At 52.0% G+C, this 12,718-nt stretch carries 13 protein-coding genes and 1 riboswitch; of the genes, 7 read left to right on the plus strand and 6 right to left on the minus strand.

Annotation, left to right across the window (positions count from 1 at the left end; translation table 11 throughout):
* The first annotated feature begins 105 nt into the window (after positions 1-105).
* Positions 106-567 (plus strand): single-stranded DNA-binding protein, encoded by a 462-nt coding sequence (locus ACYVI9_RS03715; RefSeq protein ID WP_460760854.1) that lies wholly within the window; start codon positions 106-108, stop codon positions 565-567.
* A 58-nt stretch (positions 568-625) separates the two neighbouring features.
* Here the strand turns inward: ACYVI9_RS03715 and ACYVI9_RS03720 are convergent, their stop codons facing one another.
* Positions 626-1,831, minus strand: coding sequence for an NAD(P)/FAD-dependent oxidoreductase (locus ACYVI9_RS03720; protein WP_460760857.1), 1,206 nt, complete (start codon positions 1,829-1,831; stop codon positions 626-628).
* Positions 1,832-1,992: 161 nt separating this feature from the next.
* Between ACYVI9_RS03720 and ACYVI9_RS03725 the strand changes: the two genes are divergently transcribed.
* The 4 genes from ACYVI9_RS03725 to ACYVI9_RS03740 all read left to right on the plus strand — a co-directional run bounded on the left by ACYVI9_RS03725 (position 1,993) and on the right by ACYVI9_RS03740 (position 6,775).
* The gene (locus ACYVI9_RS03725) at positions 1,993-3,087 is read left to right on the plus strand and encodes an Ldh family oxidoreductase (protein WP_460760860.1); all 1,095 of its coding nucleotides are present in this window, start codon (positions 1,993-1,995) and stop codon (positions 3,085-3,087) included.
* Between the two features lie 172 nt (positions 3,088-3,259).
* Positions 3,260-4,582, plus strand: a complete 1,323-nt coding sequence (locus ACYVI9_RS03730) for an aspartate kinase (protein WP_460760863.1) — start codon at positions 3,260-3,262, stop codon at positions 4,580-4,582.
* Positions 4,583-4,609: 27 nt separating this feature from the next.
* Positions 4,610-5,272, plus strand: a complete 663-nt coding sequence (locus tag ACYVI9_RS03735; protein ID WP_460760866.1) for an alpha/beta hydrolase — start codon at positions 4,610-4,612, stop codon at positions 5,270-5,272.
* Between the two features lie 38 nt (positions 5,273-5,310).
* Positions 5,311-5,376, plus strand: a riboswitch (Fluoride riboswitch).
* Positions 5,377-5,416: 40 nt separating this feature from the next.
* Positions 5,417-6,775, plus strand: a complete 1,359-nt coding sequence (locus ACYVI9_RS03740) for a voltage-gated chloride channel family protein (RefSeq protein ID WP_460760870.1) — start codon at positions 5,417-5,419, stop codon at positions 6,773-6,775.
* Positions 6,776-6,824: 49 nt separating this feature from the next.
* On the opposite strand, the gene ACYVI9_RS03745 is transcribed toward ACYVI9_RS03740, so the two are convergent.
* From ACYVI9_RS03745 to ACYVI9_RS03755, 3 genes are all read right to left on the minus strand, one after another.
* A complete protein-coding gene (locus ACYVI9_RS03745; protein ID WP_460760874.1) occupies positions 6,825-7,253 on the minus strand; it encodes a CBS domain-containing protein in 429 nt (142 codons plus the stop codon).
* Positions 7,254-7,317: 64 nt separating this feature from the next.
* The gene (gene mqnE / locus ACYVI9_RS03750) at positions 7,318-8,466 is read right to left on the minus strand and encodes an aminofutalosine synthase MqnE (protein ID WP_460760876.1); all 1,149 of its coding nucleotides are present in this window, start codon (positions 8,464-8,466) and stop codon (positions 7,318-7,320) included.
* Between the two features lie 228 nt (positions 8,467-8,694).
* Entirely contained in the window at positions 8,695-9,138 is a 444-nt protein-coding gene (locus tag ACYVI9_RS03755) for a hypothetical protein (RefSeq protein ID WP_460760879.1), read from the minus strand.
* A gap of 51 nt (positions 9,139-9,189) precedes the next feature.
* On the opposite strand from ACYVI9_RS03755, the gene ACYVI9_RS03760 reads away from it, so the two are divergent.
* Both ACYVI9_RS03760 and trxA read left to right on the plus strand, forming a co-directional pair.
* Positions 9,190-10,455: a nucleoside permease gene (locus tag ACYVI9_RS03760; RefSeq protein WP_460760882.1), complete on the plus strand. Its 1,266-nt coding sequence runs from the start codon at positions 9,190-9,192 to the stop codon at positions 10,453-10,455.
* Between the two features lie 143 nt (positions 10,456-10,598).
* Positions 10,599-10,919 carry a thioredoxin gene (gene trxA, locus ACYVI9_RS03765; RefSeq protein WP_460760885.1) on the plus strand — a complete coding sequence of 107 codons (321 nt, stop codon included), beginning with the start codon at positions 10,599-10,601 and terminating at the stop codon, positions 10,917-10,919.
* A 57-nt stretch (positions 10,920-10,976) separates the two neighbouring features.
* Here the strand turns inward: trxA and ACYVI9_RS03770 are convergent, their stop codons facing one another.
* Positions 10,977-12,206, minus strand: coding sequence for a trans-sulfuration enzyme family protein (locus ACYVI9_RS03770; RefSeq protein ID WP_460760887.1), 1,230 nt, complete (start codon positions 12,204-12,206; stop codon positions 10,977-10,979).
* A 31-nt stretch (positions 12,207-12,237) separates the two neighbouring features.
* Positions 12,238-12,597, minus strand: a complete 360-nt coding sequence (locus ACYVI9_RS03775; RefSeq protein ID WP_460760890.1) for a DUF488 domain-containing protein — start codon at positions 12,595-12,597, stop codon at positions 12,238-12,240.
* Between the last annotated feature and the right edge of the window lie 121 nt (positions 12,598-12,718).

Below are 12,718 nucleotides of genomic sequence, written 5' to 3' on the forward strand. Positions count from 1 at the left end.
CCGGGGAAGGGAGGCGGTCCCGGAAAACCTGAGGTTTTTATGGCAAAAGTCTCAATTGATTTGCCTAAATTGCCTTTCCTAATTTAATTTTTTAAAACGAGTACTATGATTAAAATGCAGGTAATTGGCAATCTGGGAAAAGATTGCCTGGTGAACAATGTAAACGGCAGAAATGTGATCAATTTTACGGTAGCCCATACCGAAAAATACAAAGATAGTCAAGGCGTTAGCCAGGAAAAAACCACCTGGGTCGAATGTGCCTGGTGGACCGACAGAACTGCCGTAGCGCAGTACCTGACCAAGGGCAAACAGGTTTTTGTCGAGGGACAGCCTGAAGTCCGGAGTTTTACCCGCAATGACGGTAGTTCCGGAGCATCCCTGTCCCTGCGGGTCCGGGAAGTACAATTGCTGGGCGGTCGTTCGGAAGGGGCTCCCCAGGGCGGTGGTGCTGCTTACGGGAATACCTATAACAGCGCCACACCCGCCGCAACACCGGCCACGCCGGCGACTGCCCCGGGTGACAGCGGTGCCCAGAATGCGGATGCATCGGATGACCTGCCCTTCTAAGGTATACTAATGATAACCAGTTTATTACAGCCCGGCACTGCCGGGCTGTATACTTTTCTCACCTGCCAAAGCGGAACCAGTAGGAAAGGGGATGTCTTTTGCCTTTCAGCCAGGAAGCCACCATTTCCATACCCGTCACAGAAAAAGTAATACCGTTGCCGCCGAATCCCAGGACAAAATAAGCATTCCGAAACCGCGGATGGGTGCCGATATAGGGTAGGCCATCCCTGGTCTGACCGAAAGTGCCGGCCCAGGTAAAATCGGGATAGAAGGCAGCCTCGGGTTGCAGCTGTTGAAAATCTTTTAGTAACTGTCGGGATTTCCGGGCAATCAGCCGGTCCCTGCGGACGGGGTCCCGGAATGGCAGGTCACGACCGCCTATCAGCATCCGGTGGTCATCGGTACTGCGCATATAGAGATAGGGGTTTCTAGTATTCCAAACCAGCAGTTTTTCAAATGGACGACAGAGTTGTGGCGCTATTTCCGATACCATCGCATAAGTGCTGATCAGGTCCACAAAAGGTTCTTCGATCATGAGCCGGGATTCATAGCCCACACAATAAACGATCTTTTTCGCCTGGATGACCGCACCGGTTCCCAGATGCACTTCCTCAAAGCCATGTCGGGATTTTACTTCCAGGAGTTCGGTCTTATCATATACCTGCAGGCCCTTCCTGATATTATAGCCCAGGAGTTCATGGACCAGCCGGAAAGCATCCACGCTGGCGCCCTGTGTGGACAGAATACCGCCATAACTGCCCTGTATATTGTAACGGGACCGGACGGCGGCAGCCTCCAGCCAATGAACCGGAAAACCAGCCGCCTGGCGGGCTTCAAATTCCTGTTGGAGCCAGTTCGCGTCTTTTTTACGGGCCGCAAAATAAAGGGAGTCTTTTTTACGAAAACCCGCCTGGGACCCGATTTGCCGGCAAAGCGCTCCCAGCTGGTCGATGGCTGCATAACAGGCCTGATAACTTTTCAGGGCGCCATTGATGCCAATTTTTTCAGTGAGCCGGATAAGGGGCTGATCAATCTCGTATTGCAGCATGGAAGTCGTAGCCGAAGTACTGCCGTTGGCGATTTCTCTTTTGTCGATGAGCAGGGTCCGGTACCCGTCGGCGACAGATTGGTGGGCAATCAAAGCGCCTGTGATGCCGCCGCCTACGACCAGGACATCGCAGCGACTATCGGTCCGCAAGCCGTCATAGCTGCGGATCAAGCCGTTTTTGATCAGCCAGAAAGGTTCATTGGATTTCAGATCCATATATTCATTTGACAGGTTTCAATAATGCGTCGGTTGCTGCGACACCCCTGCAGGGCAGATTTCTTCCGCCGATATCCGTGAAATGCCATTGCCTGGATATTTCCATCCTGCCATTAATTTTTCAGATAGCGCCGGCTTTATCTTTTCTTTGCATTACTATTATGAAAATACAGAATTTTTCAGTGGCCGCGCTTCGGGACTTTACCGTGGAAGTGTTCCGTAAAATCGGTGTTCCGGACGACCAGGCCGCTACGGCAGCGGCAGTCTTATTACTGGCGGATGTAAGGGGGGTAGATTCCCATGGCGTTGCCCGACTGAACGGTTATGTGCGACTGCGCGATGCCGGGCGTGTCAATGTGCAGCCCGATATAAAAATCATTCATGAAACCCCTTCCACCGCTGTGGTGGATGGTGACAGCGGGCTGGGCCTGGTCGTGGCGCCTTTCGCAATGCAGGTGGCAATCGAAAAAGCGGCGCAGGCGGGTACCGGATGGGTGAGTGTACAAAATAGCAACCATTATGGTATCGCTGCGGCGCATGCCATGCAGGCGCTGGACAGAGATATGATCGGCATTTCGATGACGAATGCCAGTCCGCTGGTGGCGCCGACTTTTTCCACCGCAAAAATGCTGGGAACCAACCCGATCTGTGTGGCCGCACCTGCGGGAAAAGAACCGCCCTTTGTGATGGATCTGGCCACCACTACCGCTGCAAATGGTAAACTGGAAATATTGCAGCGGAAACAGCAGGCCGCCCCCCAGGGCTGGGTACAGGATGCGGAAGGCCGCAGTACCGATGATGCCGCCATTCTCAAAAAAGGCGGCGCACTGCTGCCCCTGGGTGGTGATCCGGAACACGGCAGTCACAAGGGCTATGCGCTGGGCGCCATGGTCGACCTGTTTTCTGCCCTGCTGAGTGGCGCCAATTTTGCACCCTGGGTACCGCCGTTTCCGGCCTATGTGCCGATGCCGGCCCGCCAGCCTGGCAAGGGTATCGGTCATTTTTTCGGCGCGATGCGGGTGGATGCGTTTCGATCGGTGGAAGCCTATAAAAGAGATATGGACGACTGGATCGGGGGCTTCCGCAGTGCTGCCACTTTACCCGGCCACGACCGGGTGCTGGTACCCGGCGATCCGGAAAGGGAAATACAGGCGGTTCGAAGTACGGCGGGTATTCCGCTTCTGGAACCGGTGGTGGAAGATCTCCGGCAGCTGGCAGCTACCCTGGACCTGAACTTTCCGCTTCCTGAGCAGTAGGGCTGCGGACAATCCGCGAATTTAACAATTAGCGGGCAAAGGACGCCCGGCTGTTGTATATTTGCACCCGATTTTGGAAGCCTGAAACTCCGGGATGCGTTCATCACAGCCGGGAGAAAAAGAAACTGCCATTCCATTACCCGTTTTGTAAGAAAATTAAAATCAGATACAGATGAAGATTATGAAGTTTGGAGGTACCAGTGTTGGCAAACCGGAACGTATGCAGCATATTGCCGGTTTGCTGGAAAAGCAAACTGAGCCGGCGCTGGTGGTTTTATCGGCCCTCTCGGGTACCACCAATGCCCTGGTAACGATCAGCAATAGCATCGCCGCCAATGACCGCCATACGGCACTGGAGCAGATCAATGCCCTGCAGGAGCATTACCAGCAATTTATCCGGGCGTTGCTTCGTTCGGAAGCAAGCTATAAAAAGGCCCAGGAGATCGTGAATGAGCATTTTGATTTCCTGAACATTATTCTGAAGATTTCCTATAGCGAAGCCCTGAGCAAGGATATCCTGGCCCAGGGAGAACTGCTTTCTACCAAGATATTCTGCTGTTACCTGGAAGAGCAGGGGGCATCCTATGCGCTGTTGCCGGCCCTGGAATTCATGACCATTGATGAGAATGAAGAGCCTCAGATTGGCCGGATCCGTACCCGCCTGGCCCAATTGCTCAGTCAACATGCCGATAAGAAAATCCTGGTAACCCAGGGATATATCTGTCGGAATGCCCGCGGTGAGGTGGACAACCTGAAAAGGGGGGGCAGTGATTATACCGCTTCCCTGATTGCAGCAGCTATTAATGCCTCTGTCTGTGAAATTTGGACGGATATCGACGGCATGCATAATAACGACCCAAGGCTGGTGGAAAAAACCCGGCCGGTAGAACAACTGAGCTTTGACGAAGCTGCGGAGCTGGCCTATTTTGGTGCCAAGATTCTGCATCCCGCTTCCATATGGCCGGCACAGCAATACCGGATTCCGGTCAGATTGCTGAATACCATGCAACCGGAAGCAAAGGGCACCCTGATTACCCAGGATGCCGCTTCAACCGGTGTCAAAGCAGTCGCTGCCAAAGACAATATCATTGCGGTCAATATCAAGAGCGGCCGAATGCTGCTGGCCTACGGTTTTCTGAGAAAAATATTTGAAGTTTTCGAAAAGTACAAGACGCCTATCGATATGATCACGACTTCGGAAGTAGCCGTATCACTGACCATCGATAACGACGAACACCTCAAGCAGATCCTGAAAGAACTGGAAGCACTGGGTACCGTGGAAATCGATGAAGGCCAGGTCATTATTTCAGTTGTAGGTGATCATATTGCCGAAACCGAATCCATTGTAAAAAAGCTGTTCGGATCGATCAGAAATGTTCCTGTAAGGATGGTGTCTTATGGAGGCAGTCGCCATAATATCTCACTGTTGGTAGCCAGTGAACATAAGGTACAGATGCTGCAACAGCTGAACAAGGGGATGTTCGGACTGAATTAAACCGGACCCCTCTGAGGGCTGAAGCCGGTGAAAAAAGTATATGCCATACCGGGTTTTGGGGTGGATCAACAATTGTTTTCCCGCCTGAATTTAGACGCGGGTCTGCAATGCATCAACTGGCTGCAGCCCCTGCAACAGGAATCCTTACGGGAATATGCCATTCGGATGGCTGCCAGCATTCAGGAAGCGGATGCTGTATTGATCGGTGTTTCGTTCGGAGGGATGCTGGCGATAGAAATCAGTAAATTTCTGCAGCTAAGCCGTGTCATTATTATTTCGTCGGCGAAAACCCGGTCAGAACTGCCCTGGTATTTCCGCTGGGCCGGCCGGTCAAAAATCTACCGGATATTGCCGGTGGGCTGGCTGCAGCGCAGCAAACTGCTATATGCCCTGGCCAACTGGAGGCTGGGTGCCCGCAGTCCCGAAGAAAAATATTTCGCAGCCTATTACCGCAGTCATGCTGAATTGCCTTATGTAAAATGGAGCATGCATCAGATTCTAAACTGGCAGAATCAGGACTATCCTTCCGGCCTGATACATATTCATGGCGATGCCGACCATATCCTGCCCATCCGACACATGAAGCCCACCCATACCATTCGGGGGGGGACCCATATGATGGTCTTTAACCGGGCGGAAGAAATCAGCGCGCTGATCAATCAGCAGCTCCGGCAATTGCCTTCTGCCTGAAATATCAACCCTTAAGCTAAAATCGTATCTTCGCACCAGATTGGAAAGGAAATGGTGTCTTCCTGTATAAACCGCCCTGAAAAGCTGATGGCGCCTACAAATTATTGAAACTTATTTTTAATAGTTCAAAAACATATTTGTAGGATGCAACAAAATAACCCGGGCCGCTTTCATATCCCTCTTATTGGTTATCTGATTAAATGGACCCTGCTGGTACTGCCGGTGGCAGTGGTTGTAGGCTCACTGGTCGCCCTGTTTTTATGGATGCTCGAAACGGTGATCGGCCTGGGGCATCAGTACCGTTGGTTACTGTATTTCCTGCCCCTGGCGGGACTTTTCATTAACTGGCTCTATCGCTGGTCCGGCCGGAATGCAGAAGCGGGCAATAACCTGATTATTGATGAAATACATCAACCCGGTGGTGGGGTTCCTTTCAGGATGACCCCGCTGGTATTGCTGACGACGGTACTGACCCATTTATTCGGAGGTTCTGCCGGCAGGGAAGGAACGGCGGTTCAAATGGGCGGCAGTATTGCCCAGTATTTTGCCCGGCTGTTCCGGCTTTCGCCGGCCGATCTGCGGATCCTGCTGATTTGTGGTGTGGCGGCCGGCTTCGGTGCCGTATTCGGGACGCCGGTGACCGGGGCGCTTTTTGCCCTGGAAGTGGTTACCCTGGGGCGCATGCGCTATGATGCCCTCCTGCCCGGTTTGATTGCCAGCTTGCTGGCGCATCTCGTCTGTATGGCCTGGGGCACCCAGCATACCCTGTATCAGATTCATTTCACGGAACCGTCCGGAAACTGGCTGCATTTTGATCTTGGATTGCTGGTCAAAGTAATCGGGGCGGCAGCCGCATTTGGTATTGCCGGTTTTCTTTTTGCAGAAGCCTGCCATGCGGTCAAATTTTACGCCAACCGTTGGATACCGAAGTCCTGGATGATCCCGGTATGCGGCGGGCTGCTGATCATTCTGCTTTGCTGGTTACTGGACACCCGGGACTACTTAAGTCTCGGCGTCAGCCAGCCGGACTCCGGTTCCGTGTCCATTCTGCGTAGTTTTCAGGCCGGGGGCGCCGAACCCTTTAGCTGGTTCTGGAAACTGATTTTTACCGCCATTACCCTGGGTACCGGTTTTAAAGGTGGAGAAGTGACGCCGCTGTTTTTCGTGGGAGCGGCTTTGGGCAATACCCTGGCGGTATTGACCGGGGCCCCCGTTGACCTGATGGCCGGACTCGGTTTTATTGCGGTATTTGCCGGTGCGACCAATACACCGGTGGCCTGCACCCTGATGGGCGTGGAACTTTTCGGTGGTCAGCACCTGATTTATTATGCCGTGGCCTGTTTTACTGCCTATTATTTCAGTGGACATACCGGTATTTACGGATCCCAGCGGATCGGCGCTTCCAAATTGCCCTGGTGGTCGGCCGATACCGGTTCCACCTTGTCCGAGCTGCGTGCAAATAAACGCCACAATAAAAAACGGGAGCGCGCTTCGGAGCTTTAAGAAAAGAGAAAATGGCGGCTTTAAAAAAAGGGTGTACAGCACCGGTTGACTAACCCTGGATATAATTCTGCAGGTGACTGATGGTTTCTTTCTGCTGCAGAATGGTTTCGGTCACCACATCGCTGATGGAAATGATTCCTTTGAGTGTGTCACCTTCAAACACGGGCAGGTAGCGGACATTCTTATTAGACATATGCTGCATACAGGTTTCCACGGTATCTTCCGGCGAAACGGTGGGCAGATCGACAGACATGATTTCTCCCACAGTTGTATGATCGGAATGTTTGCCCTGCAGGATGACTTTTCTGGAATAATCTCTTTCCGTCAGAATACCTGCAAATTTATCCTGATTCATCACCACCAGTGAACCGATATTGTTCTCTGACATCAACTGAAGTGCATCCAGTACCGTTGTATTGACATCAATGGAAATGATGCTATTTCCCTTCCGGCTGAGAATCGCAGATACCTTACCCATATGAGCATTGATTTAGACAAGCTAATATAACAAAAATGCCCGGAATCGACAAAAATGCACCGGCCTAATTTAACAGGGCGGCTTCGGTGCTATCCGCCATGCCATAGTCCCGGATAACATTGTAAAGCGTGCCTCTTTCTACCGGCCTTCTGCGGGCCTGGCGGATCAGGATGACCAGGTCTTCGGTACTCATCGTAGGTGTCTGTTCCTCAGCGCCTGCCATGGAATAGATCTTGGTGGTATCATCAATGGTACCGTCAATGTCATTAACGCCAAATGACAGGGATAACTGTGCATTTTGGCGGCCCAACATCGGCCAATAGGCTTTCAGATGGGGAATATTGTCCAGGTAGATCCGGCCAATGGCATAGACTTTCATATCCTCAATTAAGGAAGATTCAGGAACATGGCTCATGTCATTGTCACCATTGCGGAATTTCAAAGGGATAAAAGTATTAAAGCCTCCGGTACGGTCCTGGAGTTCGCGGAGCCGGCGCATATGATCAATACGATGCGCATAGGATTCGATATGGCCGAATAACATGGTCGCATTGGTGGCCATGCCCAGCTCATGGGCGGTCTGGTGCATGTTCAGCCAGCCCTCGCCATCAATTTTGTCGGCACAGATCTGGGTGCGGATCTCAGGTGCAAATATTTCCGCACCCCCGCCAGGCAGGCTTTCCAGCCCCGCATCCTTCAGGTATTGCAGTCCTTCACGGAAAGATTTTTTGGCTTTGCGGAACATATAGTCCAGCTCCACTGCAGTAAAGCCCTTAATATGCAATTCCGGTCGGTGGGCCTTGATCTGCCGCAGCAGACCGGCGAAGAATTCCAGGTTCATTTTCGGATGTACCCCACCCACAATATGTACTTCTGTTACCGGTTGACCATCGTATTTCCGCACCATATCCATCATCTGATCCAGGCTCAGTTCCCAGGCTTCTTCCCGGTGGGCGTATAAGCGGCTATAGCTGCAGAAATGGCAGGAATAGATGCAGGCATTGGTGGGTTCAATATGAAAATTACGGTTGAAATAGGTCCTGTCGCCATGTTTGCTTTCCCGTACAAAATTGGCCAGGGCACCGGTAAATGCCAGGCTGCCTTCTTCATAGAGTAGCAGGGCTTCTGCTTCGCTGATTCTCTGATGTTGGTATACTTTCTCTGCAATGGCCTGAAGCCGCTTGTCTGTCACGGGTAGGGTTGGAATCTCCATGTCTCTATTTATCTGTTGAAAGCTCCGTAAAATTAGGACTGCCGGATATCGCACCGGCCCCTGGGGAGAGGGATAATTGAAGTCTGTAAGTTGCGCTTCTTCCCTGTCCACAGACGGATCCTGAGCTCGGAAAAGACCCGCCTTCTTGCCACAAAGATAAAACCGTGCACGGTTTATACGCATTTAAAATTTTCCCACAATGGATACCACCTTCGTCACCGAACCGGTCTATACGCACTCTTCGAGAACAGAATGGCCCCGGGATTGGTCTCCGGAAGTCCATTGCCAGTCCTCCAGCAGCCGGATCCTGCCATCTTCCAGGATCTCGGGAACGGAATGACAGATACCGGTTTGCAACTGACCCGCATCGGTTACCTGATGATAACGCATATCGATGCAACCCTGATCGTCAACCAGTCCGATCAGTTGCCCGGCGCGGATGCCACCGCCACTGTAAGTGGCGGTCAGCAGTTCGTCACTTTGCCGGTAGTAAAACAGGGTGTCGGCGGTTGTAGCACCATTCTCGGAATTGGACTGCGGCCGGAAGGTTTTGCCATCATAATTGATCATACCGGTGAAATTAGGATTTCGGTAGCGGAAAGCGGGCAGTTCAGGAAATTTCTTTAGATTCGTCGGGCGGTGGGGCCAGCCAGGAAAGCAGGCTTCCTGCATCCGGAAATCAAATGCGTTTTGTTTGGCTCACCCTAAATTCAGCAATATCCTATGTCGATAAAATTCAGACTGACTGTAATTAATTTTCTGCAGTTTTTCATCTGGGGCGCCTACCTGACTTCTATCGGCGGCTATATGTTTGTCACCCTGGGTTTTCAGGGCAGCGAAGTGGGGACGATATTTCTGACCCTGGGAATTGCATCGATTTTTATGCCACCGCTGCTGGGTATTGTCTCTGACCGGTGGATCCGCGCCGAGCGGCTACTGGGGCTGGCCCATCTGGCAGGTGCCCTGGCACTTTACTACGCCGCCACGGTGAGTTCCGCTTCCGGAATGTTTTGGGCTATGCTGGGTGTCTGTGCGGCTTATATGCCGACGATCTCACTCAATAATACCGTATCCTACAGTGTACTGAAGCAGCAGGGATTTGATCCCCAGAAAGATTTTCCGCCCATCCGGGTATGGGGAACCATTGGCTTTATCGTCGCCATGTGGCTGACCGATCTCTTTCATTTTACCCTGACCCGGGAGCAACTGTTATTTGCTGCTGCCAGTTCACTGCTGACCGGACTCTATTGTTTTACCCTGCCGGCCTGTCCTCCTGCCAGGTCCCGTACGGGCAGCCTGGCCGCGGCCTTTGGTCTGGATGCGTTTCGGTTGTTCAAGACACCCAAGATGGCCATTTTTTTTGTGTTTTCGATGTTTTTGGGTGCGGCCCTGCAGATTACCAATCAGTGGGGGGTGCCTTTTATCGACCATTTTAAGAACAATCCGGTTTTTGCTGATACCATCGGCGTTCGTTATCCCAATATTCTGGTATCGATATCCCAGATTTCAGAAACGGTTTTTATTGTCACCATTCCGTTCTTCCTGCGGCGCTATGGAATTAAGATTGTTATGCTGATGAGCATGCTGGCCTGGTTCCTGCGCTTTTTTCTATTCGGCATCGGCGATCCGGGCAGCGGACTGATCTTTCTGATCCTTTCGATGATTGTGTATGGGATGGCTTTCGACTTTTTTAATATTTCAGGATCCCTGTTTATTGAAAAGGAAACGCCTGCCACCATCCGGGGCAGTGCCCAGGGGCTGTTTATGATGATGACCAACGGGATTGGCGCCATGATCGGTAGTTTTGGCAGCGGCTGGCTCGTAGAGCATTATACCGTCAACGGCGGGACCCACTGGTCGGAGGTCTGGTATATTTTCAGCATATATGCCCTGGTGATTGCTGTCTTATTTGCGGTCTGCTTTAAATACCGGCACCGGCAGGAGGCCGTAGTGACCGACCTGCCTCCGGAAGCAGAAACGCGACTGTAAAACACCTGTTAGTGGTACTTTGTCAGGAACGGCTGCCGGTATTGACATTTTCTTCACAACAAAATGTCTGAATGGCTGTTATTGGTTGGGTGGACTTAAATTTGCGTTTAATTCCCGAATTGTAAATTTTAAAAGATCTGATAATGGCAAAAGAATTTAATGATGCGAATTTCCAGACGGAAGTACTGGATTCCGATAAACTGACTGTAGTGGATTTCTGGGCAGAATGGTGCGGTCCCTGCCGGGCTATCGGACCGGTAATCGAGGAACTTTCAAAGGAATATGAAGGCAAGGTCAATATTGGAAAAGTCAATGTGGATGTCAATCCGCAGGTATCCACCAATTACGGCATTACCTCCATTCCGGCGATCCTGTTTATCAAGAACGGTCAGGTGGTCGACAAACTGGTCGGCGCACAGCCCAAGGGTAATTTCGTAAAGAAAATTGAAACCCACGTGAACTAAACCGTCAGGTACAAGAATTTGGAAGCGCCCCGCCATTGCGGGGCCTTTTTGTCAGCCTCAGGCACCCGCCAGCGCCTGGTCCAGATCCCGCAGCAGGTCATTGGGATCTTCCAGTCCGACACTCATGCGAAACAGGCCTTCAGAAATGCCCGCTGCCTGTCGCTCCTCGGGGGTCATACCGCTGTGGGACATCGATGCCGGATGGGAAATCAGGGTATCTGTGGTGCCCAGAGATACCGCCCTGACACATATTTTCAACCGGTCGATGAACCGGATCGCCTGTTCCAGGTTGGCTTTGAGTTCGAAGCTTAGTACCGCACCGGCATGCCGCATCTGCCTTTGGGTCAGCGGGTAATCCGGATGGCTTTCCAGGCCATTGTAGTTGACCTGATTTACCGAAGGGTGATCGTTCAGGTATCGGGCGACCTGCAGGGCATTGCTGCAATGGCGGTCCATGCGGAGGGCCAGGGTCTTGATGCCCTGCATCAGCAAAAAGGCGTCAAAAGGATTGGCATTACCCCCCAGTAGTTTATAAATTTTGGTCATCCTGCCCGTCATAAAAGCGGTGTCCCTGCCCAGAACCACACCACCGATGGCTGTGCCGTGGCCGTTTAAGAATTTGGTGGTCGAATGAAAAATATAGTCTGCGCCGTAACGGAAAGGCTGCTGCAGATAAGGGGTAGCAAAAGTATTGTCTACGCTGACCAGGACCCCATGTTCCCGGGCAATGCTGCAAATGGCGGCCAGATCGGTACATTGCATTACCGGATTGGCAGGTGTTTCCAGGTGGATGAGCCGGGTATTCGGATGGGCTTTCAGCGTTTGTCGAACCGCGTCCGTATCGCTCATATTGATAAAGCAGGTATGGATGCCAAGACCAGCCAGCAGGGTGCTGAAAAATTCATAAGTGCCCCCATACAGCGCCTGATTGGTAATAATGGTGTCACCGGATTGTACCAGACTCATCACCAGCGTTGATAATGCGGCCTGACCGCTGGCGGTCAGCAGTCCGCTGGCTTCGAGCGGCCTGCCATCGGATTGAAAGATCCCATGTGCTTCCAGACGGGCAATCAGGTCGGCGGCTGCAGCCGTAGTGGGGTTGGCGAATCGGGAATAAATAAAACCGGGCTCCCGCCCGGCGAACCGGTCCATACCCTGACGGGCATTGTCAAAAGTAAAGGTGGAGGTCGCATAAATGGGTGCCAGGTGGGCGTGTTCGCCACCTTTCTCGGCTACGCCGTGAACCGCCAGCGTGGCCATTGCTTCTATCGTATCGGGACTTATCATGTGCAGCTTCTTCAGATTCTGTATGAATTAATTATTTCAGGGCCTTATCTAACCATCCGCGCAGCACCACCGCCTGGTTATGTGCTTCGTCTTTGGCGCCATAGAGCAGACTACAGTGTCGGTGGACCTTAACGGCTTCCAACAGGGTGGCAGCCGCCGGATTGTTTTTCAGTTCGGCCAGGTATTTTTGCTGAAATTCCCGCCATTTTTCCGGGTCGTGGCCAAACCATTTTCTCAGGGCGGTGGAGGGGGCGATTTCTTTGAGCCAGAGGTCGACAGCGGCATGGTCCTTTGAAATTCCCCTGGGCCAGAGCCGGTCCACCAGGATCCGGTACCCATCTGTAGCGGCTGCCGGCGCATAGATCCGTTTTATCTGTAGGGAGGTCGCCATTAAATTTTCTGTTTCATGGACAAAATTAAAGGATATTTATGTCTTTTTTTATCCCGAATCCGCGCCCGGAGACCGGTAATAGCTAATGACCCCGGTATTTAACCGGCAGCCGGGATAACAA

It is taken from the genome of Niabella terrae, from assembly GCF_054783135.1.